This is a genomic window from Aeromonas sp. sif2416 (assembly GCF_019218665.1).
GTDB lineage: Bacteria > Pseudomonadota > Gammaproteobacteria > Enterobacterales > Aeromonadaceae > Aeromonas > Aeromonas encheleia.
Genome location: NZ_JAHUXC010000002.1, coordinates 411,800 through 436,451, shown reverse-complemented (window position 1 = coordinate 436,451; position 24,652 = coordinate 411,800). Strand labels below are relative to the sequence as shown.

Annotated in this window: 25 protein-coding genes; 4 read left to right on the top strand and 21 right to left on the bottom strand. The window is 63.0% G+C overall.

The features are described 5' to 3' along the window. Nucleotides 1-45: 45 nt before the first annotated feature. The 21 genes from fliR to KW821_RS05275 form a co-directional block, all read right to left on the bottom strand. Nucleotides 46-843 carry a flagellar biosynthetic protein FliR gene (gene fliR, locus KW821_RS05375; RefSeq protein WP_218290684.1) on the bottom strand — a complete coding sequence of 266 codons (798 nt, stop codon included), beginning with the start codon at nt 841-843 and terminating at the stop codon, nt 46-48. Nucleotides 844-942: 99 nt separating this feature from the next. After that, nucleotides 943-1,212 carry a flagellar biosynthesis protein FliQ gene (fliQ, locus tag KW821_RS05370; RefSeq protein ID WP_042652600.1) on the bottom strand — a complete coding sequence of 90 codons (270 nt, stop codon included), beginning with the start codon at nt 1,210-1,212 and terminating at the stop codon, nt 943-945. A gap of 18 nt (nt 1,213-1,230) precedes the next feature. Further along, complete coding sequence (fliP, locus tag KW821_RS05365; RefSeq protein ID WP_218290683.1) at nt 1,231-1,986, bottom strand: flagellar type III secretion system pore protein FliP; 756 nt, start codon at nt 1,984-1,986, stop codon at nt 1,231-1,233. Further along, entirely contained in the window at nt 1,973-2,347 is a 375-nt protein-coding gene (gene fliO / locus KW821_RS05360; protein ID WP_042652602.1) for a flagellar biosynthetic protein FliO, read from the bottom strand. Before fliO ends, fliP begins: the two co-directional genes overlap by 14 nt. A gap of 61 nt (nt 2,348-2,408) precedes the next feature. Continuing rightward, nucleotides 2,409-2,804: a flagellar motor switch protein FliN gene (fliN, locus tag KW821_RS05355; protein ID WP_042650085.1), complete on the bottom strand. Its 396-nt coding sequence runs from the start codon at nt 2,802-2,804 to the stop codon at nt 2,409-2,411. Nucleotides 2,805-2,853: 49 nt separating this feature from the next. After that, nucleotides 2,854-3,924, bottom strand: a complete 1,071-nt coding sequence (gene fliM, locus KW821_RS05350; RefSeq protein ID WP_033130817.1) for a flagellar motor switch protein FliM — start codon at nt 3,922-3,924, stop codon at nt 2,854-2,856. A gap of 10 nt (nt 3,925-3,934) precedes the next feature. Next, a complete protein-coding gene (gene fliL / locus KW821_RS05345; RefSeq protein ID WP_042652603.1) occupies nt 3,935-4,444 on the bottom strand; it encodes a flagellar basal body-associated protein FliL in 510 nt (169 codons plus the stop codon). Nucleotides 4,445-4,501: 57 nt separating this feature from the next. Continuing rightward, the gene (locus tag KW821_RS05340) at nt 4,502-6,574 is read right to left on the bottom strand and encodes a flagellar hook-length control protein FliK (RefSeq protein WP_218290682.1); all 2,073 of its coding nucleotides are present in this window, start codon (nt 6,572-6,574) and stop codon (nt 4,502-4,504) included. 86 nt (nt 6,575-6,660) lie between these two features. Beyond that, the gene (gene fliJ, locus KW821_RS05335) at nt 6,661-7,101 is read right to left on the bottom strand and encodes a flagellar export protein FliJ (RefSeq protein WP_218290681.1); all 441 of its coding nucleotides are present in this window, start codon (nt 7,099-7,101) and stop codon (nt 6,661-6,663) included. A 23-nt stretch (nt 7,102-7,124) separates the two neighbouring features. Then, nucleotides 7,125-8,456, bottom strand: coding sequence for a flagellar protein export ATPase FliI (gene fliI / locus KW821_RS05330; protein WP_042652605.1), 1,332 nt, complete (start codon nt 8,454-8,456; stop codon nt 7,125-7,127). A 117-nt stretch (nt 8,457-8,573) separates the two neighbouring features. Next, nucleotides 8,574-9,371: a flagellar assembly protein FliH gene (gene fliH, locus KW821_RS05325; RefSeq protein ID WP_218290680.1), complete on the bottom strand. Its 798-nt coding sequence runs from the start codon at nt 9,369-9,371 to the stop codon at nt 8,574-8,576. A gap of 57 nt (nt 9,372-9,428) precedes the next feature. Further along, nucleotides 9,429-10,490 (bottom strand): flagellar motor switch protein FliG, encoded by a 1,062-nt coding sequence (fliG, locus tag KW821_RS05320; RefSeq protein WP_042652607.1) that lies wholly within the window; start codon nt 10,488-10,490, stop codon nt 9,429-9,431. Then, on the bottom strand, nt 10,483-12,192 hold the full coding sequence (fliF, locus tag KW821_RS05315; protein WP_218290679.1) for a flagellar basal-body MS-ring/collar protein FliF: 1,710 nt from the start codon (nt 12,190-12,192) through the stop codon (nt 10,483-10,485). The genes fliG and fliF overlap by 8 nt, the downstream gene beginning before the upstream one ends. 53 nt (nt 12,193-12,245) lie before the next feature. Next, nucleotides 12,246-12,563, bottom strand: a complete 318-nt coding sequence (gene fliE / locus KW821_RS05310) for a flagellar hook-basal body complex protein FliE (protein WP_042652845.1) — start codon at nt 12,561-12,563, stop codon at nt 12,246-12,248. Between the two features lie 275 nt (nt 12,564-12,838). Continuing rightward, complete coding sequence (locus KW821_RS05305) at nt 12,839-13,615, bottom strand: hypothetical protein (protein WP_218290678.1); 777 nt, start codon at nt 13,613-13,615, stop codon at nt 12,839-12,841. A gap of 102 nt (nt 13,616-13,717) precedes the next feature. Continuing rightward, a complete protein-coding gene (gene arsC / locus KW821_RS05300) occupies nt 13,718-14,143 on the bottom strand; it encodes a glutaredoxin-dependent arsenate reductase (RefSeq protein WP_218290677.1) in 426 nt (141 codons plus the stop codon). A gap of 49 nt (nt 14,144-14,192) precedes the next feature. Next, a complete protein-coding gene (gene arsB, locus KW821_RS05295; RefSeq protein ID WP_218290676.1) occupies nt 14,193-15,257 on the bottom strand; it encodes an ACR3 family arsenite efflux transporter in 1,065 nt (354 codons plus the stop codon). Between the two features lie 146 nt (nt 15,258-15,403). After that, nucleotides 15,404-17,170, bottom strand: coding sequence for an arsenical pump-driving ATPase (gene arsA / locus KW821_RS05290; RefSeq protein ID WP_218290675.1), 1,767 nt, complete (start codon nt 17,168-17,170; stop codon nt 15,404-15,406). Between the two features lie 60 nt (nt 17,171-17,230). After that, on the bottom strand, nt 17,231-17,599 hold the full coding sequence (arsD, locus tag KW821_RS05285; RefSeq protein WP_218290674.1) for an arsenite efflux transporter metallochaperone ArsD: 369 nt from the start codon (nt 17,597-17,599) through the stop codon (nt 17,231-17,233). Nucleotides 17,600-17,603: 4 nt separating this feature from the next. Then, on the bottom strand, nt 17,604-17,972 hold the full coding sequence (locus tag KW821_RS05280) for a helix-turn-helix transcriptional regulator (protein WP_218290824.1): 369 nt from the start codon (nt 17,970-17,972) through the stop codon (nt 17,604-17,606). 99 nt (nt 17,973-18,071) lie between these two features. Next, complete coding sequence (locus tag KW821_RS05275; RefSeq protein ID WP_033131092.1) at nt 18,072-18,383, bottom strand: helix-turn-helix transcriptional regulator; 312 nt, start codon at nt 18,381-18,383, stop codon at nt 18,072-18,074. 114 nt (nt 18,384-18,497) lie between these two features. Between KW821_RS05275 and KW821_RS05270 the strand changes: the two genes are divergently transcribed. From KW821_RS05270 to KW821_RS05255, 4 genes are all read left to right on the top strand, one after another. Further along, on the top strand, nt 18,498-19,574 hold the full coding sequence (locus KW821_RS05270) for a permease (RefSeq protein ID WP_218290673.1): 1,077 nt from the start codon (nt 18,498-18,500) through the stop codon (nt 19,572-19,574). A 375-nt stretch (nt 19,575-19,949) separates the two neighbouring features. After that, a complete protein-coding gene (gene rimO, locus KW821_RS05265) occupies nt 19,950-21,278 on the top strand; it encodes a 30S ribosomal protein S12 methylthiotransferase RimO (RefSeq protein ID WP_042652615.1) in 1,329 nt (442 codons plus the stop codon). Nucleotides 21,279-21,865: 587 nt separating this feature from the next. Further along, nucleotides 21,866-23,551: an ABC transporter substrate-binding protein gene (locus KW821_RS05260; RefSeq protein WP_042652617.1), complete on the top strand. Its 1,686-nt coding sequence runs from the start codon at nt 21,866-21,868 to the stop codon at nt 23,549-23,551. Between the two features lie 117 nt (nt 23,552-23,668). Next, the gene (locus tag KW821_RS05255; protein ID WP_218290672.1) at nt 23,669-24,652 is read left to right on the top strand and encodes an ABC transporter permease; all 984 of its coding nucleotides are present in this window, start codon (nt 23,669-23,671) and stop codon (nt 24,650-24,652) included.

The following is a 24,652-nucleotide window of genomic DNA, read 5'->3' as shown; positions in this document are numbered from 1 at the left end:
GGTGCCAACCCGCCGGGTTGCTCGGTGCCATTTGCCTGATCGGTATCAGCCATTCTGGCCACCGAAACACTGGGTGTTGATCAGTTCGCAGCTGGTCTCCTGCACCCGCTCCCAGATGGCGTCGAAGTGGCCCATGAAGCCGCCAATGGTGAGCCAGAGGATGAACAGACCCGACATCATGCTGACCGCGAAGCCGATGCTGAAGATGTTGAGCTGGGGCGCGGCCCGGGTCATGACCCCGAACGCGAAGTTGATGAGCAGCAGGGCGATGATGGCCGACAACGCCATCACCAGCGAGGCCTGATACATGACGCCGAGGAAGCTGACCAGGCTGCGGATGGCGGGCAGGGTCAGGCCGCTGTCCGAGACCGGCAGGGTCTCGAAGCTCAGCACCACCATCCGCAGCATCAGCAGGTGACCATCCACCGCCAGGAAAACCAGGGTCGCCAGCATCAGGTAGAACTGCCCCACCACGGGGGCAGACTGGCCATTCATGGGATCCACCAGGGTGGCGAAGCCCAGGCTGGTCTGCATGGCGATGATCTGGCCCGCCATCACGAAGCTCTCCAGCAGGAACTGGGTCATAAGACCCAGTGCGATGCCGATGAGCATCTGCTGCCCCAGCACCAGAAAGCTGCCGACGGAGAACAGCTCTATCTTGGGCATGGGTGGCAACAGGGGGGCGATGATGAGGGTGATGGCCAGCGCCAGGCCGATGCGGATGTGCGCCGGCGCCAGCCGGCTGCCAAACACCGCCATCACCATCAGCAGGCTGCTCACCCGTGCCAGCGGCCAGAGGATGGACGCCAGCCACTCCATGATGAGCGTGGTGGTATAGGTCATGCCGCCACCCGAATGATCAATCCATCACCTCGGGGGAGCCCTGACATACCGCCATCAGCAGGACGTCAGACGATGATGCTTGCGCCAGCATGGTATGAGTCATCCCACCACCTCGGGTATCTGGCTCACCATCAGCATGAAGAAGTCCATCAGGCTCTGCAGGCCCCAGTGGGCCCCGGCGCCCAGGGCGAACAGGGTCACGATGAGACGGGGCAGGAAGCTCAGGGTCTGCTCGTTGATGGAGGTCGCGGCCTGGAAGATGGCGACGATCAGCCCCACCATCAGGCTGGGCAGGATCACGGCGCACACCATGATGGTCACCAGCCAGAGTGCCTCACGAAACACGTCGACAAAGGTTTCCGGACTCATGTAATCGGCTCCTTGTGCTTAGCCGGCGCCCAGCCCGAAGCTGTTCGCGAGCGAGCCCAGGATCAGGTTCCAGCCATCGACCATGACGAACAGCATCAGCTTGAAGGGCAGGGAGACCAGCATGGGCGACAGCATCATCATCCCCATGGCCATCAGTATGCTGGCCACCACCAGATCGATCACCAGGAACGGCAGAAACAGCATGAAGCCTATCTGGAACGCGGTCTTGAGCTCGCTGGTGACGAAGGCCGGGATCAACACCCGCAGCGGCACCTCGGTCGGCTTCTCCACCTGCACGTTCGCTATCTCCATGAAGGTGTTGAGATCCTTGACCCGGGTCTGGGCCAGCATGAACTGGTGGATGGGCTGTTCGGCCTTCTCCAGCGCCTCCTTGGGCCCTATGGTCTCCGCCAGATAGGGCTGCAGCGCCTCGTCGTTGATGCGATCCAGCACCGGCGACATGATGAAGAAGGACATGAACAGGGAGATGCCGATCAACACCTGGTTGGACGGGCTCTGCTGCAGGCCTATGGCCTGTCTGAGGATCCCGAGCACTACTATGATCCGGGTGAAGGAGGTCATCATGATGACCATGGCTGGCAGGAAGGAGAGCGCGGTCATCAGCGCCAGCACCTGCAGGGTCAGGCTGTACTCCTGACTGCCATCCGCCATGGTCTTGACGGTCAGCGCCGACATGCCGTCCTGGGCCAGTGCCAGGGGCGAGAGCAGCAGCGACACCAGCGCCAGCAGCCCTATCCAGTTAGCTCTTTTCATGCTTGCCCATCAATTTGCCCAGCTGCTGGGAGAACGCCTGGGGCTGGCTCTCGTCCAGCGGCTGCTCCAGGCGGTAGAGGAAGTTGACCTGCTGCGGCGTCACCCCGATGAGCAGCTGTTGCTCGCCCACCTTGACCACCATCAGCTTCTCCTTGTAGCCCACCGGCAGGCTGGCGATGACCTTCATCTGGCCGCCCCCCATGACCTGAGTGAGCTTGCTCTTCTTGAGCAGGAAGCCCAGCACCAGGATCAGGCCGATCACCATCAGGCTGGAGAGCAGCCAGGAGGTGATGCTGGGCGGGTTGGCCCCCTCGGCCAGTGCGGGGGCGGCGAACAGCATTAAAGCAAGGACGCGGATCATTTGAGTTTTTTGATCCTTTCGGCCTGACTGATGATGACATCGGTCAGCGCAATGGTTCTGGTCATTTGAGCTTCTTGATCCGTTCTATCTGGCTGATGACATCGGTCAGGCGGATGCCGAACTTGTCGTTCACCACCACCACCTCGCCGTGGGCGATCAGGGTGCCGTTGACCAGCACATCCAGCGGCTCACCGGCGACCCTGTCCAGCTCGACTACCGAGCCCTGGTTCAGCTGCAGCAGGTTGCGGATGCTGATCTGGCTGCGACCCACCTCCATGGCGATGGTCACCGGAATGTCCAGAATGGTGTCCAGCTTGCGGCGCTCCTCGGCGCTGATGGGGGCATCGTCCCTCAGCTCCTCCAGCGGGGCCGGCTTGGCCTCCGCCGTGACCTGCTCCTCCAGCGCGGCCGCCCAGGCATCCGCCATCAAATCCTGCTCGTCATCGGTTCCGCTCATCTTGCTTCCTCATGCTGCTTCGTGACCCGCGTCTGACACGACGGGTCTGTTAGGAGTGTTTGTCTTCGATGCTGCGCTCGAGCTCTTCCAGCTCGGCCTCACCATCGATGCGTACGCCGCCCCGGGTCACCAGATGCATCTCTGTCTTGACCCCGTCAGGGCGCTTGAGTTTGTCGACTATCTTGAGCGCCACATTCTCCTTGGTGCGCCCCATCTTGGCGTGGAAGGTCGGCAGATCCTCCACGTAGACCAGCAGGTTCTCCGGCATCTCCACCGGGATGATGTCACCGGGTTTGAGCTCCATCAGATCGCGCAGGGTCAGTTCGGTCTCCAGCAACTTGGCCTTGAGCTCCACCTTGACGTCCATGATCTCGTCACGCAGCGCCTTGCTCCAGCGCACGTCGGTATCGCCCTTGTCGCTCTGCACCCCGGCATCGAGCAGCTCGCGGATGGGCTCCAGCATGGAATAGGGCATGGCCACGTGAAAGTCGCCACCGCCGCCATCCAGTTCGATGTGGAAGGAGCTGACCACTATCACCTCGGTCGGGCTGACGATGTTCGCCATGGCCGGGTTGACCTCGGAATCGAGGTACTCGAAGCCGACGTCCATCACCGGGGCCCAGGCATCCTTGTAATCCTCAAACACCAGCTTGAGCAGCATCTGGATGATGCGCCGCTCGGTGGGGGTGAACTCGCGCCCCTCGATCTTGGCGTGGTAGCGGCCGTCGCCGCCGAAGAAGTTCTCCACCAGGATGAACACCAGGCGGGCCTCCATGGTGATGAGCGCCGTCCCCTTGAGCGGACGGAAGCGCACCATGTTCAGGCTGGTCGGCACGAACAGGGTGTGCACGTACTCACCGAATTTGAGCATCTGCACGCCGTTGATGGAGACCTCGGCGGTGCGCCGCATCATGTTGAACAGGCTGATGCGCATGTGGCGGGCGAACCGTTCGTTCACCAGCTCCAGGGTCGGCATGCGGCCACGGACGATGCGGTCCTGGGAGGAAAAATCGAACTGGGCAATGCCGGGATCCCCGGCCGCGCCTAGCTCTTCCTCTTCGACATCATCGACACCGTGCAACAGGGCATCAATTTCGTCCTGACTTAACAGATCGCTCACGCTTCACCTTTCATTGCATGACAAAGCCGGTAAACAGCACTTGTTCTATTACGGGGGAAGAGACCAGGTCATTGAGCACCCGGCGACACTCTTCCAGTGAATCCTGGCGCAGCTTCTCCTTGCCCTCGAAGGTCATCAGCTGCTCGGCGGTGGCCGCGCTGAAGACGCGCAGCAGTGTCCCTTCGATCAGGGGAATATTCTGTTTGGCCAGGGTCTCGTCGGCGGCACCCCGCACCATCAGCTGGATCTTGATCTGTACCAGCCGATCCCGCTGGCCGCCCGCCACGTTGAACACGAAGGGGCGCGGCATGCCCACGTAGAGCGAAGGCTGCGGCGCGCTGGCCTCGGCCTTGGCGATCTCGGCCGCGTCGGCCGCCGGTTTGTCACCGCCGGCCAGCATGAACCAGGTGCCGGCCCCGCCAGCCCCCAGCACGATGACGGCCAGGGCGACTACCATGATCAGCTTCTTTTTCTTGGCTGCCGCCGGGTCCTTCAGCGTCAGTTCGTTATCGTCTGCCATCCCTTGTCCACCCTAGTCTCAAACTTGTTCGGTATCATAAACTTACTCAGGCAGGCATCAAGCATAGAAATCAATTCCGGCCTCGTTTGCCGATTCCACCAGCAGACTCATGGTTCTGGTGGTGACCTCCCCTTCGGCGGGCTCACGGCCGCCCAAGGTGCCGCCCCCGGATTGGCCCTGCTGGCCCTGACCGCTGAAGGGGGATTGCCCCTGGGACTGCTGTTGCTGCGGCTGTTGTTGAACCAGGGTCTGGCCGAGCTGGATCCCCTGCCCCGCCAGCATGTCGCGCAGCCTGGGCATGGCCTGCTCCAGCATCTCCCGGGTCTGGCCATGCTGTACCACGAAGTGGACGTTGGCCTGGTTGGAGGCGTCAATCTGGATCTGGATCTTCATCTTGCCGAGCCCCAGGGGATCGAGCTGGATCTCCGCCTGCTGCAGCTTGTCCGCCAGCATCAGGTTCACCTTCTGGTGCAGCTGGGCCGGCGCCTCCGGGGTGGCCAGCCGCAGGTGCGGCAGGCTCTGGGCGTCCCGTCTGGCGGCCACTTCGGCCGCGGGCCTGTGCTCGGCTGTCGGGCTGGCCTGCTGGGCAGGCTGCGCGGAGGGGCTCGCCTCGCTCTGCTCGGTCGCACCGACCTCCAGCCCGCCATGCTTGCCGAGTTCCCCCGGCTTTTGTTTCGTATCGAGTTGCTTCAGCTCGGCGGCCACCTTGACCGCCACCGCGGGCTCGGCCTCCATCTGCTGGATGCCGGCCGACAGGGACGCCAGCGAGGCTTGCGGTCCCTGCGGCTCGCGGCTCGCCAGTATCTGTTGTGGCGCCGTCAGCTCCGGCTCGGTGACCGGGGTGGCGAGCTGGGGTGCGGCGTTGCTCGCCACGGCGGCACCCGCTTCGGCCTTGGCCGCCTGGGCCGGCTTCAGCTGCTGCGCCTCAGTCTCCGTATCAGGCTTGGCGCCATCCTCGGCGGAAGCTGTGGGCTCGGTCCCCGTGGTCATCTCCATTTTGGTCTGCCCCTCACCGAAGGCCCTGGCCGCACTCCCTTGCGCCGATGGCCCGCTGTGGGTGGTTTGTGCTGTGTGAGCCACCTTCGCGGCCGGCTCAGGGGAGGCCGGCTGCTCGGCCTTGCCCACCGGGGTCGGCTCGCCGCCCTCTGGTACCGGCTCGGCCGCCACCTGAGGCGTCTGCGGCAAGACCTTGGCCAGCAGTGCGGCCCGCTCCCTTGCGGACAATGGCGGTTGCTCCGCCACCTCTTCCAGCGCCGGCTTGCCGCCCTTGTCCGGGTGCTGGGAGCCGGTGGCCGCTGTCTCTGCCTCTGGCAAACCGTCGACCCGGGCGGTGCCTGCGGTGGAGATAACGTCGGAGATGGCATCGGCGCCCTCCACTGCCTCAGCATTCAGAGTTCCCCCTATCAGGGCCTCGCTCGGCTGCGCGGTCGCTGGCAGGGCATTCACCCCAGCGGGCTTGCCAACCTCGAGCCGGCTGGCTGACTGCGACTCGGGCGGCAAACTGTTGCCGTCCGTGGGAGCTGGCACGGCAGGCGCCGAGGCGACGACGGGGAGCGAGGCCTGGGCCGAAGGGGCGACCGGGAGGTTGCCTTGCGCCGAAGGCTCGACCGAAGGGGCGATAGGGAGGCTGTTTTGTGCCGACGCCTCGACCGGAGGAGCAACAGGGTGACTGCCTTGTGCCGAAGGCTCGACCGAAGGATCGACCAGGAGGCTGCCTTGCGCCGAAGGCTCGACCGTGGGTTCGCTCTGCACAGAAGCCACGACGGGGGGCGTGGACAGGCCGGCATCCTGCCTGAGGGAGGCCTGCAACTGCTGCAAGAAATCGGCGGGGGGGAGCTCGGCCTCGACGGCCTCGCCCTTGACGGGCTTGTCATGGCCGGCCTGGGACTCGTCCAGCGAACTCGCCAAAGATTTGGCATCCGCCTCCGGCAGCAGGCTCTCCCCGTCACCCCCTTGACTGGCAGAGGGGCTGATCTCGGTGCGCTGCGCCTTGGCCATGGCGTCGGCAAAGGCGGCCCTGGCCTCGTCCAGCGAGGGCAACCCGGCGCCTTCGCCCGTGCCGAGGGGCAGACGAGCGTCGGCTGGCGTGGTCTGAGTGGCGGTGGCCTTGATCAACTGGGTCTGTATCATGCTGGGTCCCGAGAATCCTGTGCTGTTACCCACCCCGAGCGGGAGGTATTCAGGCTATGCGGCGGCGTTCGCCAGAAGGAAGCAAATTACAGGCCAGAATGGTGATAGCGCCGCAAGATGGCGTAATCATCCAGCATCTTCTGCTCCTGACGCTGGGCCTTCTGGCGCGCGCGCCCCGCCTGTTTGTCGAGCAGCATCTCGACGGCCTTGCGCCGCTGCTGGGCCTCCAGCCAGTCGGTGCGGCACTGGGCCAGCGCCTCGCGCACCTGCAACACCCCTTGGTACTGCTGGGTCGCCGCATTCTCCAGCTTGTTGATGAAGGCGTGATACTGGCTGTTCTGCTGGGGGGTGATCCCCTGCAGGCCACGGTCGGTCCACTGCTGGTGATAGATCTGGCGGTACTGGTTGAGCGCGTTCTGCTGATCCATGAAGAGCTTCAGATCCTGCTGGGCCTTGGCCAACGCCAGGGCGGCCTGCTGCTCGGCCTCCACCAGCCGTCCGGCCAGCAACTCCAATCCTTTACTCATAGTCGCACTCCAGATTCATGGCATCAGCGCATCAGTGGCATGGCCACCATGTGCAGGGATTGCAGGCCTTCGTCGTAGGGAACCACCTCGCGCATTTTCTGCTGCAAGAACTGATCCAGATAGGGTTTCTGGATGATGGCCCTGTCGATGCGGGGATCCGAGCCCTGGCTGTAGGCGCCTATGGTGATGAGATCCCGGTTCTGCTGATAGAGGGAGTAAAACTGCTTGAAGGTGCGCGCCAGCTCCATGTGCTCGGGGGAGGTCACCATGGGCATGACCCGGCTGATGGACTTCTCGATGTCGATGGCCGGATAGTGGCCCGCATCCGCCAGCTCCCGCGCCAGCACTATGTGGCCGTCGAGGATGGCCCGCGCCGCATCGGCGATGGGATCCTGCAGATCGTCCCCCTCCGTCAACACGGTGAAGAAGGCGGTGATGGAGCCCTGGCCGTCGCTGCCGTTGCCAGCCCGCTCCACCAGCGCCGGCAATTTGGCAAACACCGAGGGCGGGTAGCCCTTGGTCGCTGGGGGCTCCCCCACCGCCAGGGCGATCTCGCGCTGGGCCTGGGCGTAGCGGGTGAGCGAATCCATCAGCAGCAGCACGTTGAGCCCCTGATCGCGGAAATACTCGGCGATGGCCAGCGCCGTCTCGCAGCCCTTGAGGCGCATCAGCGGCGAGGCATCGGCCGGGGCGGCCACCACCACGGCGCGCTCGCGCCCCTCGGCCCCCAGGATCTCCTCGATGAACTCCTTCACCTCCCGGCCCCGCTCGCCAATGAGGCCGACCACCACCACGTCCGCCACCGAGCCGCGGGTCATCATGCCGAGCAGCACTGACTTGCCCACGCCGGAGCCGGCGAACAGCCCCATGCGCTGGCCCTGGCCCACGGTGAGCACGGCGTTGATGGCGCGCACGCCGACGTCCATCGGCTTATGGATAGGGCGGCGGGAGAGCGGGTTGATGCGATGCTGGGCAAACTGCACCGTCTGGGAGGCGATGATGGGGCCGAGCCCGTCAAGGGGCTGGCCTATGCCGTCGATGACCCGGCCGAGCAGGTTCATGCCCACCGGGATGCCGTGATCCTCGGTGATGGGTACCACCCGGGCGCCGGGAATGACCCCCTTGAGCTGCTCGCTCGGCATCAGGAACAGCCGATCGCCGGAGAAGCCCACCACCTCGGCCTCCAGCACGCCATCCTGGGTGTCGATGCGGCAGAGGGCGCCGATGGCGGCGCGGCAGCCGATGGCCTCCAGCGTCAGCCCCACCACCCGGGTCAGCTTGCCCGCCACCGGGGGTATGGGGGCCAGATCACGCACCCGGTAGCCTTGCAGCCGCTTGAGCAAGGACGCAGTCATCGCGCCTCCAGAGATAGAAGAAAAAGAGGCCGAGACTCAGGGTCAGTCGGCATTGCCACGCCGCCGGGAGACAGTGCGCAGCAATGCGATGCCACCATGACGATCCGAGACAGGGGATTAGTCGGCATTGTCGCGCAGGAAATTGCGCAGCAGCTGATCGATGCGTCCCGACAGGGCCATATCGATGCTGGAGAGGCTGGTAGCCAGCTGCAGATCGCCGGGGGAGAGGGTGGGGTCACTCTGCAACCGCCAGCCGCGCTTGGCGCACTCCTCCACCCCGAACGCCTGCTCGACCCTGGCCACGTCGTCCGGGTGCAGCAGCAGGGTGACCCCCTGCTCGGCGGCAGGCAACAGGGCCAACCCCTGCTTGAGCGCCTCCAGCAGCAGCCGGGGGGAGGTCTCGGCCTCGTGGCGGATGAGGGCGCGGGCCAGCTGCTGCACCAGGGCGATGAGCTGTTGCTCCACCGCCTGATCCTGTTCGCTGAGGGGGTTGGCGAGGCGATCGGCCAGCGTCTGCCAGTGGGCAATCTGTTGCTCCACCTGCTCGCGCCCCATGGCCAGCCCCTCCTCCCTGCCCTGCTCCAGACCCGCCTGATGGCCTTGCTGCAAGCCCTCCAGCTTGCCCTCCTCCAGCCCCTTGGCAAAACCGGCCTCCCGGCCATCGGCCATGCCCTCTTCCCAGGCGGCCTGGCGGATCGCCTCCAGCTCTTCCGCCGTGATGCTGGGGGTCGGCTCCTCCTCCGGCTCGGGGGCGGGGGCCTCGGCCTCCTGCTCCTGCCGGTACCAATCCGGACTGAGCCCCAGGGCATTGCGCTCGACCTCGGAGATCACCTCCATCTCGGGCCAGCCCCAGGTCTGCACCTGGCTCTCGTCCGTCTCGGGTCTGACGTAACCCCGTTGCTTGTTGTTATTCATGCTCTAGAGGCGCTCCTGGCCAAGGCTGACATCATCACGCTGTTGCTGATCCATGGCTTAGAGGAACTCCTCGCCACCGCCGGCACCCAGCATGATCTCGCCCGCATCCGCCAGACGGCGGGCGGTGGAGAGGATCTCCTTCTGGGCGGCTTCGACCTCGGAGACCCGGATTGGCCCCATGGCCTCCAGATCGTCCGCCAGCATCTCGGCGGCCCGCTTGGACATGTTCTTGAATACCTTCTCGCGCATCTGATCGTCCGAGCCCTTGAGGGCCCGTTGCAGCAGATCCCCAGGCACTTCCCGCAGCAGGGTCTGGATGCCCCGATCGTCCACATCGATGAGGTTTTCGAACACGAACATCAAGTCCTGGATCTGCTGGCTCATCTCCTCGTCCGACTCGCGGATGGAGTCCATCAGCTGGCCTTCGATGTTGGTATCCAGGTAGTTCATGATGTTGGCGGCGGCCTTGAGGCCACCCATCTTGGCGGCCTGAGCCCCGGCCGCACCGGCGAACTGCTTCTCCATGATGTCGTTCAGTTCCTGCAGCGCCGCCGGTTGCACCTCTTCCAGGTTGGCGATGCGCATCACCAGATCCAGCCGCACCTGTTCCGGGAACTGGCTCAGGATCTCGGCGGACTGCTCCGGCTCCAGATAGGAGAGGACGATAGTCTGGATCTGCGGGTGTTCGTTCTGGATGATGCTGGCCACCTGGCGCGCATCCATCCACTTGAGGGAGTCGAGGCCGCGGGCCCCCGATCCCAGGATGATCTGATCCACCAGGTTGCTGGCCTTGTCTTCGCCGAGCGCCGCCACCAGGGCCTTGCGCACGAAGTCTTCGCTGCCGATGCCGATGTTGGTGTATTTCTGGATGTCGTCGATAAATTGACGATGCACCGCCGCCACCCGATCGTGACTGAAGTCCGACATGGAGGCCATCGACATGCCGAGCCGCTGCACCTGCTTGGGCTCCAGATGGCGGAAGATCTGGGCGGCATCCTCTTCGTTGAGGCTCAGCATCAACACGGCCGCCATCTCCATCCCGGCCATCTGGTCCAGGATCTGGCGCTGCACGTCGGTAATGTCGTTACCGGTGACTTGATTCTTCTTGTCTTCAGGCATCTCTGTTCGTTACCCATTCTTTAATGACCTGAGCGGCCAGATCCGGTTCATTCGCCACCAGCGCACGCACCGCCTTGAGCAAGTCTTCATCCCGGTGCAGATCCGGCAGCTTCAGGTGACCGTCGCGCACCCCGAACACGGGCTCGGCCTCGGCTTGCGCCGCCAGCAGACTCAGCTCGTCATCCCCACCCAGCACGGTGTGGTTGTCGAAGTCCAGCTCCCCTTCCGGTCTCGCATCCGGGTAGAGCAGGCGCTTGAGCATGGGCCGCACCACGGTGACGATCAGCACTATGATGACCAGCACGGAGGCGGCGATGCGCACCGCGCGCCAGAACCAGGGCTGCTCGTAGAGCGGCATGTCGGCCACAGCCTCCAGCTCGGGGCGGTTGAACGGGATGGCGACCACCTCCAGGGTATCCCCCCGGGTCACGTCGAAGCCGAGGCCACCGCTGAGCAGCCGGCGCAGGGTGTCGATCTCGGCCTGGCTGCGGGCCTCCCGGGTGACGGCGCCGTCGGCGCCGGGGATGGCCTTGTAATCCACCGCCACCGACACCGTCATGCGACGAATGCCGCCCTGCTGGCGCCGGATGTGGCTGACGGTGGTGTCCAGTTCGAAGTTGCGGGTCGCCTCCTTGCGGGAGCGGCCACTCGCCGCGCTCGCGTCGGCATCGGCGCCGGTCGCCTGCTGGGGAATGCTGGAGGCGGCCGGTGGCTGGTTGGAGAGCGCGCCTGGCACACCGCCATTGCCGCCGTTGGCGCTGTTCTCCTCGACAGTCATCTCGGAGCGCACGGCCGGCAAGTCCGGGTTGTAGGTCTTGCGGGTCTGCTCCTGCTGGGAGAAGTCGAGGGAGAGATCCACCTCCGCCGTATAGTTGTCGGCCCCCAATACCGGGATCAGGATGGCGTCAATTTTTTGTTTGTACTCCAGCTCCTGCTTCTGTTGCATCGCAAACTCTTTGCGGGTCTGGGCCGAGAGCGGATCCTGGGAGCCGGAGTTGAGCAGACGCCCGTTCTGATCGGTGACGGTGACGCGGGTCGGCTCCAGACCGTGCACGGCGGAGGCCACCATGTCGACGATGGAGTCCACTTCTCCCTGACCGAGGGCGCTGCCTCTCAGGCTCAGCACCACGGTGGCGCTGGGCTTGCGCTCGTTGCGGGCGAACACGTTGTCCTTGGGAATGGCCAGCAGCACCTGGGCCTTGGCCACGTTCTGGAACTGTTCGATGGCGCTGGCCAGCTGGCGCTCGCGGCTGAGCTTGAGGCGCTCGTTCTCCATGCGCTGGCTGACGCCGAAGCTGGAGTCCTTGAGCAGGATGGACTCACCATCGTTGCTGACATCACCGTTGCCGGTCAGACCAGCCCGGGTCAGGCCCAGCCGGATGTCCGCATATTTCTCGGCGCTGACCAACACGCTCTTGCCCTCGACCTGATAGGGGATCTTCTGCTGATCCAGATAGTCGAGGGTGGAGACTAGCTCCTGGGTGCTGAAGGTGCCGAGCGGACGCATCTCCGGCTCCTTGCCCCACAACAGGATGAAGACGGCAATGGCCAGACAGATGGTCAACCCCAGGATCAGGGTGATCTGCCGCAGCACGTCGGTGTTGGACAGGAAGCCCAGCGCCGAGCTCTTCTGCTCGTGCTCATCGAGGGCCGCAGCCCCGTCGTTGTTGATCAGCAGATCGCCGTTTTGATCAGTAGCCACGGATTATGTCCTTATTGCTGACATCTTCATGATGCTCAGTCGCCATGGGTTTCTTATACCGGCATGTTCATGATGGTCTTGTAGGCATCGACCATCTTGTTACGCACCTGCACCGTCGCCTCGAAGGCGATAGAGGATTTCTGCCCGGCGATCATCACCTCGGACAGGTCCACCGACTTGTCGCCCATGTCGAAGCGGGTGCGCAGATCGTTGGCACCACCCTGCAGCTCGTTGACGTTGTTGAGGGCCTGTTGCAGCATCTGGCCAAAATCCGAATTGACCTGACGACCGGGCTGGCTCAGCGGCGTGGCGCCGGCTTCGACCTTGAGCGCCTGCATCTCTTGCATCAGGCTGCTTGCACTTATTTCCATCTTCATCCCCAGACAAATCATTGACGCTGACAGGCTGTAAGCAATTAGGGTGCCAATGAAGACGGATCCTGCGACCAGCGATGGCGACTGGTCATCATTCAGACGAAACCAGCCCGCTGAGGGGCCGGGGCTGGCGCGGTGAAAAAGGAAGGGAACGGTGCGCATCGGGTCGCCTTTTCGGGCCTAGCCCCCGGCAGCCGGTAACGATGGCACCCGGATGCGGCATAAAAAATGGCCCGCATCGAGCGGGCCACGATAACAACAGATCCTGACGCTTACTGGGTCAGATCCTCGTCGATCCAGTATTTGGATCCGGTGATGCTGACGCCGTACATCAGACCCTGCTCGCCAAGCTGGTAGATGGCCATGCCGCCGTTGTAGCCGCCATCGAGCGATGCGCTCTCCTTGCCTGCCACGACGCCCGCCTCCGAGGTCGCCTCCCAGCCCTTGTTCACGAAGTTGTCAAAGGTCTGCTTGGTCTCGAACAACATCACTTGCTGATAGAACTTGCCACCGAAGCCGGCCGCCATGCCAGCCCCGAACATCTTCATGTAAGTGTGCTTGCCGCTCGAGCGGTTGACCGCCACCCCGGATCCCTGGTTGGTGTGTATCATCAGGGAGAACTTGCGCGAGTCGAACACCGCATAGCCATAGGCCTTGTCAAACAACAGCTTGGCCGAGGGTTGCTCGTTGAACAGCCGTACCAGCGCGGTGTCGGCCATGGTATCCAGCGCGGTGCGCGCCTCGGTCGGCGTCTTGGGCTCCAGCATGGTATCGAGCTTCTTGTCCGCCGCGGTCAGCCACTCCTTGCCGGTGGCCGCGCTCTCTTTCGTCCAGGCCCCCGTCTTGTTGTAGGCATCGGCCCCCCAGGTGGAGACCGACTCCCAGGTCGCCTTGGAGAAGTCGGTAATGCCCGCCCACGCCTCCTTGCCGGTCTCGCTCACCGCGGTCCCCAGATCGGCGGCGGCTTCCTTCAGCTTCGCCCAGTCGGCATGGCTTGGGGTAGAGGCCAGCACCAGGGTGGCGACAACTATCCAGGATTGGGTCTTCATAATATGTTCCTTATCATCTCTCATCGGCTGAGGGCCACCTTAGCAGATAGTTCGCGCTCATACAGCTCCTCACCACCGAGGTGCATGGGTAGTCCACCGCCATCAGCGCAGACGCTGGCCGCTCGCATCCACCACCTGCTCACCACCCTCCTTGGCGAAGGCCCCTTTTTGCTGATCGGGCAAAATATCGAGCACCAGTTCCGACGGGCGGCACAGTTTGGTGCCAAGCGGTGTCACGACGATGGGGCGGTTGATCAGGATAGGGTGGGCCAGCATGGCGTCGATCAATTCATCATTGCTGAAGCGATCTTCCGCCAGAGCGAGCGCCTCGTAGGGGGGCACGTTCTTGCGCAGCAGATCGCGCACCGGCATCCCCATGGCGGCGATCAGCGCCACCAGTTGGTCGCGGGAGGGGGGGGTCTCCAGATAATGGATGACGGTGGGTTCCACGCCGCTGTTGCGAATAAGCTCGAGGGTGTTGCGGGAGGTACCACATTCCGGGTTGTGATAGATGGTGATTGCACTCATTTTGCGTGTCTCTCATGGCTTAAGTGAATAAAAAAGTGGATAGCAAACCTTAGTGGCGCAGTCCCGCCTCGTACCAGGGTTTGCTGGCGTTGACCACGCGCACCACCAGCAGCATGACCGGCACCTCGATCAGCACCCCGACCACGGTGGCGAGCGCCGCGCCTGAGTGGAAGCCGAACAGGCTGATGGCGGCGGCCACCGCCAGTTCGAAGAAATTCGATGCCCCGATCAGCGCGGAGGGACAGGCGACCGAGTGCTTCTCCCCCACCTTGCGGTTGAGCCAGTAGGCCAGCCCCGAGTTGAACAGTACCTGGATCAGAATAGGCACCGCCAGCAGGGCAATCACCAGCGGCTGCTCTATGATGGCGTTGCCCTGAAAGGCAAACAGCAGCACCAGAGTGAGCAGGAGAGCGGCCACCGACCAGGGCTGGATGCGGGCCATGACACCATCGAAACTGGCCTGCCCCTTTTGCAGCAGCGCCTTGCGTAGCAGCTGGGCAATCACGACCGGGATGACGATATAGAGCACCACAGAGGTGAGCAGGGTATCCCAGGGCACCACTATGCTGGAGACCCCGAGCAGCAGCGCCACCAGCGGGGCGAAGGCGAACACCATGATGAGGTCGTTCACCGCCACCTGCGACAGGGTGAAGTAGGGATCGCCGTTGGTGAGGCGACTCCAGACAAACACCATGGCGGTGCAGGGGGCGGCTGCCAGCAGGATCAGCCCCGCCACATAGCTGTCCAGCTGATCCGCCGGCAGCCAGTCGGCAAACAGCACGCGGATAAACAGCCAGCCGAGGAAGGCCATGGAGAAGGGCTTGACCAGCCAGTTGATGAAGAGGGTGACCCCAATCCCCTTGAGGTGACCCTTCACCTGATGCAGGGCGCCAAAGTCGATCTTGAGCAGCATGGGGATAATCATCACCCAGATGAGCAGCCCCACCGGCAGGTTGACCTTGGCCACCTCCATGGCACCGATCGCCTTGAACAGATCCGGCAACCCCTGCCCCAGTCCAATGCCCACCAGAATGCAGAGGGCGACCCAGGCGGTGAGATAACGTTCAAAAAAGCCGATGGCAGGGACTGCCTTGGCATCACAGGTTGCAGACATAAAAGCTCCCGATGCGGAGTAATCCCGCATCTCCTATTTGTTCAACAAAAGGTTCAAAACAAGATTCAAAAAAAGGTTAAAAACAAGGGTTCATAACAAGTTGACGGCACATTCAAGCCGCCCCGGCAGCGGGCCGGGGCGGCGACTCAATGGTGCTGGCAGAGGCGACGCAGGGCGTCCGGCCCCACCGGCTCCTCGGCGAGCAGCGGCACCACGGCATGGCGGCTGGCGTGCAGCTGTTCGACCGCCTCGATATGGGGCTGCTGGCGCTCGGCCCGCAGTCGCAGCAGCGGCGAGCTGACCGCGGCTTGCTGCAGACTGTGGTTGATGAGCCAGCCCCAGGGCTCGATGCCGGCGCGGCGCAAGTCGGCCTGCAGATTGGCAGCCTCCTGCACCGGCGTGGGCTCGGGCAGGGTGACGATCAGCACCTTGGTCTGTTTTGGGTCCTGCAGTTGCATCATGGGGGTGGTGAAGTGCAGCCCCTTGCTGCCCATCTGGCGGGCGATCTCTCTGTGATAGGCGCCGGTGGCATCGAGCAGCAGCAGGGTGTGGCCCGTGGGGGCGGTATCCATCACCACGAAGCGCTTGCCCGCCTCGCGTATGATGCGCGAGAAGGCCTGAAACACGGCGATCTCCTCGGTACAGGGGGAGCGCAGATCCTCCTCCAGCAGCGCCCGCCCCTGCTCGTCCAGCGCCGCCCCCTTGGTGGCCAGCACCTGGGCGCGGTAACGCTCGGTCTCGGCGTGGGGGTCGATGCGGCTCACCTCGAGATGGGGCAGACTACCTGCCAGCGTCTCGCTCAGGTGAGCGGCGGGATCCGAGGTGGTGAGATGCACCGGCAGGCCGCGACTGGCCAGCTCCACCGCCACGGCGGCCGCCAAGGTGGTCTTGCCCACTCCGCCCTTGCCCATCAGCATGATGAGGCCGTGGCCATTGGCGGCCAGCTGGTCCACCAGCGTCCCCAGATCGGGTTGGGTCACACTGTCATGGGGCTGGGCAACGGATACCTGACTCCCTTTGGATGCACAGGGTTGCAGCAACTGACGCAGGCTCTCAACGCCCACCAGATTGGTGGCAAGCAGCGGGATCGGATCCTGCGCCAGGGCCCTGAGGGCCAGCGGCATGGTAGAGAGGGCCTGCTGCTCGCGCTGCCAGAGGGCCTGGGCCAGCCCGTCACCGGCGATGGCAGACTCGGGGAAGAGGCCATTGATGACGAGCTGCTGATTCATGAGCCCGATGGCGGCCAGCTCCTCGTGGGTGCGGGCCACTTCCCGCAGGGTGGAACTTTGGGCGCGAGCCACCAGCACCAGCCGGGTGTGGGCTGCATCCGCCAGTGCGGCGACGGCGTCAGCGTACTGGCTGCGCTGCTTCTCCAGCCCCGCCAGCGGTCCAAGGCAGGAGGCATCCCCCTTGCCCTGCTCCAGAAACTCGCTCCAGGCCCCCGGCAGTTGCAGCAGGCGTATGGTGTGGCCGGTGGGTGCCGTATCGAACACTATATGGTCATACTCGGCCAGCAACGCCTGGTCGGTGAGCAGGGCGGTGAACTCGTCAAAGGCGGCGATCTCGGTGGTGCAGGCGCCGGAGAGTTGCTCCTCTATGCTGCGCACCACGCTCTCGGGCAACTTGCCGCGCACCGGCCCGACGATCCGCTCCCGATAAGCCCTGGCCGCCGCGGGGGGATCTATCTCCAGCGCCGACAATCCCGGCACAGCCGCGATGGCGGTGATGTGATTGCCGATGGTGGTGGCAAACACCTGCCCCACGTTGGAGGCGGGATCCGTGCTCACCAGCAGCACCCGCTTGCCGGCATCGCACAGTGCCACGGCACTGGCGCAGGCCAGCGAGGTCTTGCCCACCCCGCCCTTGCCGGTGAAGAAGAGAAAGGGGGGCGGATCGGTCAGAAACTGAAACATGACGAACTCCTGTCGACAGAGTGGCGAGCCCGGCAGGGCTATCTGGGTTGACGCAGGGGATCAGCAGCAACCGCTGCCGGAGCAGCAATCACCCTTGACGATCCCCTTGATGGCCGCCTGCGGCGCGGGCAGACCCACATAGCGGGCCAGCTCGCTGCGGCTCGGATAGCGGCCGGTCAGCACCACCTGCCCCTCCACCAGCACCAGCGGCAGCCCCTCCTCCCCTGCGTGGGTCAGAAAGGCGCTGACGGCCGGCGTCTCGGCAAACTGCATCGGCTGTTGGGCCAGATTGAAGCGCTCGATGACAACCCCCTGCTCCTTGGCCCAGGCCACATCGGCGGCAAAGGTGACCAGCGCCTGCTCGACCTGGGTACCGCAGACACCGCTGGAACAACAGAGAGCGGGATCAAAAATCTGAATGGCTGACATGGCATTACTCCTTGTTGCAGCAGGGCTGCGCGGGCAGAACATGGGGAGAGCAGGCGGACTCGGCGCGCATCATGCCGCACGCCTCGGGGTGGCCGGCGCAGCACTCCTCGGTGAGATAACCGATCAGGCCCAGCATCAGGGGAATGTTGGCGCGGTAACGCAAAAAACGCCCCTCCTGCGCCACCGACAGCAGCCCGGCATTGAGCATGGCCTTGAGGTGAAATGACAGGGTGTTGGGGGCGATGTCGAGCTCGCTTGACAGCTCCCCTGCCACCCGCCCCTCCAGTCCCGCCTTCACCAGTAGTCGCCACACATCCAGCCGAATGCCGGAAGAGAGCGATTCGAAGACCCTGGTGGCCGTCTCTTTGTTCATGCCGTTCATGTTCATCCCCTTGCAAGACTCATAATTTCAACTATACAAGAACTATTGAAATGATCAAGATCACTCCTCCGCAGGAGCCGCTGTCCGCGATCAGGCGTGCGGCGTCGCCGGATGAGCACCATTGACGCAGCACTCTTCCTGCAGGAACTGGATGATCCCCTCCAGCACCCCGTATTGCGAGACGCAGTAGAGGGTACGGCTCTCCCGCATCTGCACCACCAACCCCACCGACACCAGCGCCGCGACATGGTGGCTCAGGGTCGAGGCCGGGATCCCAAGCTGCTTTTGCAACTCGCCCACCGGCAATCCCTGCTCACCCGCCTTGACCAGGTGTTTGAAGATAAACAGGCGGGTGGGATGACCCAACTCCTTCAACGCCTTGGCAACCTCTTCCAACTGCATCACGCATCACTCCGGCTCGACAGATATTTCGACAATACCAGAAATATCTTGATCACTTCTATATTTCGAATATTTTAGAAATATAGTTTTAATGACGAGAAGAGGAAAATTGCGATGAACGATTGGTTTGCCATGCTGGCGCAGTCCGCCTGGATGTTTCTGTTGCTGGCCGTCGAGCTGTCCGTGCTGTTTCTGGTGATCAGTGCCGGTGTCAGCCTGATACGCCAGAGGCTCCCCGACGAGAAGATCCAGGCCATGCTGGGGGCACGAAGAGGCAGGGGCTATGTGATTTCGGCGGCGCTGGGGGCGTTGACCCCTTTCTGCAGTTGCTCGACCATCCCCATGTTGCGCGGACTCTTGTCAGCCAAAGCCGGTTTTGGGCCAACCCTGACCTTCTTGTTTGTCTCGCCGCTGCTCAATCCGATCATCGTCGGTCTGATGTGGGCCACCTTCGGTTGGCAGGTGACGCTGCTGTATGCCGTCATCGCAGCCGGTGTCTCAGTGCTCGCGAGCATGCTGCTGGACAACCTGGGGTTCGAACGCCACGTCATAGACCCCAAATATGCTGAGCAAGACGGCTGTGCCACGAATGGCGGCGCCTCAATCCCTGAGTCAGCCGGTGTGAAGGCCGCCGCTTGCGGTGCGAACGGCCCCATCAAGTCGCTCAAACCGGTCAACGCGGCACCATACTGCTGCGCCCCGCAACCAGAGGCAGCCGCGAGCATCTCCTGCTGCGCCGACGGCACTGCGGCCCTGACTCAGGCGCCGGTGATCCCCACGGCATTCGCCAAGGCGCGCTCCGATGCCTGGCTGCAATTCAAAGAGGTCCTGCCCTACCTGCTGCTGGGAGTGCTGATAGGGTCATTTATCTATGGCTTTATCCCTGCCGAGTGGATAGCCGCCCATGCCGGGGCCGCCAATCCCCTGGCCATTCCGTTCAGTGCGGTCGTGGGCATTCCGCTCTATATCCGGGCCGAGGCGGTGATCCCTCTTGCGTCGGTATTACTGGACAAAGGCATGGGCATGGGCGCCGTCATGTCCCTCATCATTGGCAGTGCGGGCGCCAGCCTGACCGAGGTGATCCTGCTCAAGTCGATATTCCGAACCCCCATGATCCTGGCATTTCTGACCGTGATCCTGAGCATGGCCATACTGATGGGATGCCTCACTCAGTGGTTACTCCCCTTCTGAGGCGTGCCATTCCTGAACAAGCGGGGCCTATGGCCCCGTTTTCTGCCGGTGGATATAGGGTTGGCTGATGCCAGTCTGGCGTCGCCATGGAACGCCTCATCGGATCGCAGTGCACCCCGTGGCCATGCCAGCCCCGGTGCCTGTCGCCGCCATCAGCCCTGAGGCCCTTGCCCGCCGTCCAGCGTGCCCGGCAGGCAGAAGCGGCCCCTTCATATTCCCGCCTCCGATGAGTAGCCGGATCCTCTCACTCGAACGCCAGCACGCCGACCACCACAAAGATTGTTCCGCTCCGTTTCACTGGCTGTATAGTTTTTGGTTAGCCATTCCGGTAAAATCCGCGCCCTTATAAGAGAGCCACCTAAGAGTGATTGAGCGATGTCCAACATAAAACAGGCCCCCAAAGTAGGATTCGTCTCCTTGGGTTGCCCCAAAAACCTGGTCGATTCCGAGCGCATCCTGACCCAGCTGCGTACCGAAGGGTACGACGTGGTGCCCAGCTATGACGATGCGGAACTGGTGGTGGTCAACACCTGCGGTTTCATCGACAGCGCGGTACAGGAGTCTCTGGAAGCCATCGGCGAGGCCCTCGCCGAGAACGGCAAGGTGATAGTCACCGGCTGCCTCGGCGCCAAAGAGAACCAGATCCGCGAGATCCACCCCAAGGTGCTCGAGATCACCGGCCCCCACGCCTACGAAGAGGTGCTGGGTCACGTCCACAAATACGTGGCCAAGCCGGATCACAACCCCTTCACCAGCCTGGTGCCGGCCCACGGCGTCAAGCTGACCCCCCGTCACTACGCCTATCTGAAGATCTCCGAGGGCTGCAACCACCGCTGCACCTTCTGCATCATCCCCTCCATGCGCGGGGATCTGGTGAGCCGCCCCATCGGCGAGGTGCTGGCCGAGGCCAAGCGCCTGAAAGAGGCCGGCGTGAAGGAGATCCTGGTGATCTCCCAGGACACCTCCGCCTACGGCGTGGACGTCAAGCACCGCACCGGTTTCTACGACGGCATGCCGGTCAAGACCAGCATGGTGGCCCTGTGCGAGGAGCTGGCCAAGCTCGACATCTGGGTGCGCCTGCACTACGTCTACCCCTACCCGCACGTGGATGACGTCATCCCGCTGATGCGCGATGGCAAGGTGCTGCCCTACCTCGACATCCCGCTGCAGCATGCCAGCCCTCGCATCCTGAAACTGATGAAGCGCCCCGGCACCGTCGAGCGCACCCTGGAGCGCATCCAGAAGTGGCGCGAGATCTGCCCCGAGATCACCCTGCGTTCCACCTTCATCGTCGGCTTCCCCGGCGAGACCGAAGAAGAGTTCCAGATGCTGCTGGACTTCATCGACAAGGCGGAGCTGGACCGGGTCGGCTGCTTCAAATACAGCCCGGTGGAAGGCGCCAAGGCCAACGAGCTGCCGGATCCGGTAGCGGAAGACGTTCAGGAAGAGCGTTTCCAGCGCTTCATGGAGCTGCAACAGCGGGTCTCCATCCGCAAGCTGGCCCGCAAGGTCGGCCAGGAGATGCTGGTGCTGATCGACGAGGTGGACGAAGAGGGTGCCACCGGCCGCTCCTTCGCCGATGCCCCCGAGATCGACGGCCTGGTCTACCTGAACGGCGAGACCGGCCTCAAGCCCGGCGACCTGGTCAAGGTCCGCATCGATGAGGCGGACGAATACGATCTGTGGGCCAGCCTGGTAGGCTAAGCCCTGCCGCAACCCGGCTGCCGGCCATGCCGGTGCCCACGAGAAGCCAGTCGGCGCACGCCGACTGGCTTTTTTTATGCCTGTTATTTCTGGCGCCATAACCAAGAGAAAGAAGCATGGCGCCGGCAGGATCCGGGACCATGCCAGCGGCGGCTGCGCCCTTTTCCTCCCCTGCCGGCACAAGCTTCGCCTCGGTGAGCCCGATCACGTCCTCGACCGAATACCCGCTTCTTGTTTCAAGTACAAAAAAAAGCCAACTGCCAGGATAAAAATCGAGCACGATCCAGTTCACAGTATCGTCTTCGAACTGTCATAAAGGGTGACTTGGTGTTTCCTGAGAATTAATGCAACTATATAATTTTAAAGGTTTAAAAATACAAATTGACGATAATGACGAGGCGGCTCTAGTTTTTACGATATCGACGAAATGAAGAGTTGTTGTTTTCCTGTTAATTCTGCTTTTCTAAGGGCGTTGGATGACACAACTACAAGGGTGCAAAACCTGACCAACATAGAGGGCCGATATCCAAGCATGCGATCTCGGCGCTCCATTCCAAACATGGAAGACCAATAAGAAAGGACAAAATATGCTTGCCAAAGTATCCAAAATCGCTACCTCAGTCATGCTGGGGACCCTGATGCTCGCCGGTGCCGCCGGCACCGCCATGGCCGCCGAGAACAAGACGGTGCTGACCCTGGTCGCGCAACAGGAAACCGCATGGGTTAAAAACTTCAACCCCTTCCTGCAGGCCGGTCTGCTGCACACCACCCGTCACTTCATCTATGAGCCGCTGGTGATCTTCAACGATATGCAGGGTGGCAAACCCGTCTATCGTCTGGCCACCAACTACGCCTTCAGCGATGACTTGAAGTCGGTCACCTTCGATCTGCGCGACGGGGTCAAATGGTCCGATGGTGAAGCCTTCACCGCCGACGACGTCATCTTCTCCTTCAACCTGGTCAAGGCCAACAAGGCGCTGGATGAGCGCTCCATCTGGACTCAGATCAAGAGCATCGAGAAGCTGGGTGAACACAAGATCAAGTTCGACCTGACCGAGGTCAACACCAACGTGGTGAACGACATAGTGCTGGTGCCCATAGTGCCCGAGCACCAGTGGAAGTCCGTCAAGGATCCGGTGGCCTTCACCAACGACAAGCCGGTCGGTACAGGCCCCTTCACCGAGGTGGACAACTTCTCCGCCCAGCTCTACACCCAGTGCCGCAACCCGCACTACTGGGACAACGCCAACCTCGCCATCGACTGCATCCGCATGCCGCAGATGGCCACCAACGACCAGGTACTGGCCGCGGTGATGAAGGGTGACGTGGACTGGTTCGGTTCCTTCGTGCCGGACATCGAGCGCCTCTACGTCGGCAACGATCCGAAGAACAACAAGTACTGGTTCCCCGCCTCCGGCACAGTGGCGTTCAACGTCAACTTCCAGAGCAAGAACCCGGGCAACCACGAAGCCTTCAACGACATCAACTTCCGCCGCGCCTTCTCCATGGCGATGGACCGCCAGTCCATGGTGGACATCGCGGGCTACGGCTACCCGACCGTCAACGAATACCCGTCGGGTCTGGGCAAGGCGTTCGCCTCCTGGGACAACCCGGATGTCGAGAAGAAATACGGCCAGTTCAACAAGTTCGACCTGGAAGGTGCCAAGGCACTGCTGAAACAGGCTGGCTACAAGGACTGTGACGGCGACAAGTTCCTCGACACCCCGAGCTGCAAGAAGATCGAGTTCAAGGTGCTGGTACCGAACGGCTGGACCGACTGGGTCAACACAGTCCAGATCGGGGTCGAAGGCCTGCAGGCGCTCGGCCTGAACGCCAAGACCTCCACCCCGGAAGCCACCGTCTGGACCGAGAACCTGATCACCGGTGACTTCGACGTCGCCCTGCAGGGTTACTTTGCCGGTGCCAACCCGCACAAGTACTTCGAGACCGCCTTCCACTCCCGCAACATGGGTGAGCGCGGCAACCGCTTCGCGGCGCCACGCTACAAGGATCCGGCCCTCGACAAGCTGATCGATGACTTCACCCAGACCGCCGATGCGGCCAAGCAGAAGGAGATCATGTTCGCCATCCAGGAGCGCGTCGGCGCCAACCAGACCATCATCCCGGTGTTCAACAACCCGACCTGGTACGAATACAGCACCAAGCGCTTCAATGGCTGGTTCAGTGCCGACAACCCGGTCGCCAAGCCGCAGCTCCACCCGGACACCCCGGAGCGTCTGCTGCACGTGTTGTCACTCAAGCCAAACAGCTAACCACCTCGGCCCCCCGCGGGGGGCCCTCTTCCCCGCCATGTCTTCCATCCCCCGTATCGCTCGGGGTTGGGGGAGCTTTGCCCGGCGCGGGGCAGGCTTGCAGTAAAAGGTATCACCATGGGATTTATACTGAGACGTTTCTCCTTCTATCTGGTCGCCTTCCTGGTGGCCGCCACCATCAACTTCCTGCTACCCAGAGCCATGCCAGGGGATCCCGTCTCCGTCATGTTCGCTCGGGCCGGCGCCATGATGGAACCCGCCGCCCTGGAGGCCCTCAAGGCCACCTTCGGGTTCGTTGACGGCCCTATCAGCACCCAGTTTCTCGCCTATGTGAAGAGCGTCTTCACCTGGGATCTCGGCACCTCGGTGCGTTATTACCCACAGCCGGTCGCCGATGTGCTCGGACGTGCCATCGGCTGGACCCTGTTCCTGGTGGGCACCTCCACCATCATCAGCTTCTCCATCGGTTCCATCGTCGGCATCTTCGCCGCCTGGTATCGGGGGGGACGCATGGACAGCATCCTCTCGCCGCTCACCCTGGTGATGCAGGCCATACCGCCGGTGGTGGTCTCCCTGCTCGCCCTGTTCCTGTTCGGGGTCAGCCTCGGCTGGCTGCCCATTGGCTACGCCTACAGCCCGGAGATCACCGCCGACTTCGGCTGGGAGCACATCAAGAGCATCATGCTGCACGCCATCATGCCGGTCGGCACCCTGGCCCTGGTGCAGATCGGTGGCTTCCTCATCACCATGCGCAACAACATGATCAACCTGTTGGGGGAGGACTACATCACCATGGCCAAGGCCAAGGGACTCTCCAACAACAGGGTCATCTTCAACTACGGCGCCCGCAACGCCGTGCTGCCCAGTGTCACCGCGCTCTCCATGGCGCTCGGCTTCGTCATTGGCGGCTCCCTCATCACCGAGGTCATCTTCAACTACCCGGGGCTGGGGCTGACGCTCTATCAAGGCATACTGGCGCGCGACTACCCGCTGATCCAGGGGCAGTTGCTCATCATGACCATCACCATGCTCAGTTTTAACTTCCTGGCCGACATGCTCTATGTCTTCCTGGATCCCCGTCTGCGTACAGGAGGCAAATAA

Coding starts and splice junctions, on each gene's coding strand:
- fliR (WP_218290684.1), bottom strand. CDS start 843: ATGACCTATACCACCACGCTCATCATGGAGTGGCTGGCGTCCATCCTC.
- fliQ (WP_042652600.1), bottom strand. CDS start 1,212: ATGAGTCCGGAAACCTTTGTCGACGTGTTTCGTGAGGCACTCTGGCTG.
- fliP (WP_218290683.1), bottom strand. CDS start 1,986: ATGAAAAGAGCTAACTGGATAGGGCTGCTGGCGCTGGTGTCGCTGCTG.
- fliO (WP_042652602.1), bottom strand. CDS start 2,347: ATGATCCGCGTCCTTGCTTTAATGCTGTTCGCCGCCCCCGCACTGGCC.
- fliN (WP_042650085.1), bottom strand. CDS start 2,804: ATGAGCGGAACCGATGACGAGCAGGATTTGATGGCGGATGCCTGGGCG.
- fliL (WP_042652603.1), bottom strand. CDS start 4,444: ATGGCAGACGATAACGAACTGACGCTGAAGGACCCGGCGGCAGCCAAG.
- KW821_RS05340 (WP_218290682.1), bottom strand. CDS start 6,574: ATGATACAGACCCAGTTGATCAAGGCCACCGCCACTCAGACCACGCCA.
- fliJ (WP_218290681.1), bottom strand. CDS start 7,101: ATGAGTAAAGGATTGGAGTTGCTGGCCGGACGGCTGGTGGAGGCCGAG.
- fliI (WP_042652605.1), bottom strand. CDS start 8,456: ATGACTGCGTCCTTGCTCAAGCGGCTGCAAGGCTACCGGGTGCGTGAT.
- fliH (WP_218290680.1), bottom strand. CDS start 9,371: ATGAATAACAACAAGCAACGGGGTTACGTCAGACCCGAGACGGACGAG.
- fliG (WP_042652607.1), bottom strand. CDS start 10,490: ATGCCTGAAGACAAGAAGAATCAAGTCACCGGTAACGACATTACCGAC.
- fliE (WP_042652845.1), bottom strand. CDS start 12,563: ATGGAAATAAGTGCAAGCAGCCTGATGCAAGAGATGCAGGCGCTCAAG.
- KW821_RS05305 (WP_218290678.1), bottom strand. CDS start 13,615: ATGAAGACCCAATCCTGGATAGTTGTCGCCACCCTGGTGCTGGCCTCT.
- arsC (WP_218290677.1), bottom strand. CDS start 14,143: ATGAGTGCAATCACCATCTATCACAACCCGGAATGTGGTACCTCCCGC.
- arsB (WP_218290676.1), bottom strand. CDS start 15,257: ATGTCTGCAACCTGTGATGCCAAGGCAGTCCCTGCCATCGGCTTTTTT.
- arsA (WP_218290675.1), bottom strand. CDS start 17,170: ATGTTTCAGTTTCTGACCGATCCGCCCCCCTTTCTCTTCTTCACCGGC.
- arsD (WP_218290674.1), bottom strand. CDS start 17,599: ATGTCAGCCATTCAGATTTTTGATCCCGCTCTCTGTTGTTCCAGCGGT.
- KW821_RS05280 (WP_218290824.1), bottom strand. CDS start 17,972: ATGAACAAAGAGACGGCCACCAGGGTCTTCGAATCGCTCTCTTCCGGC.
- KW821_RS05275 (WP_033131092.1), bottom strand. CDS start 18,383: ATGCAGTTGGAAGAGGTTGCCAAGGCGTTGAAGGAGTTGGGTCATCCC.
- KW821_RS05270 (WP_218290673.1), top strand. CDS start 18,498: ATGAACGATTGGTTTGCCATGCTGGCGCAGTCCGCCTGGATGTTTCTG.
- rimO (WP_042652615.1), top strand. CDS start 19,950: ATGTCCAACATAAAACAGGCCCCCAAAGTAGGATTCGTCTCCTTGGGT.
- KW821_RS05260 (WP_042652617.1), top strand. CDS start 21,866: ATGCTTGCCAAAGTATCCAAAATCGCTACCTCAGTCATGCTGGGGACC.
- KW821_RS05255 (WP_218290672.1), top strand. CDS start 23,669: ATGGGATTTATACTGAGACGTTTCTCCTTCTATCTGGTCGCCTTCCTG.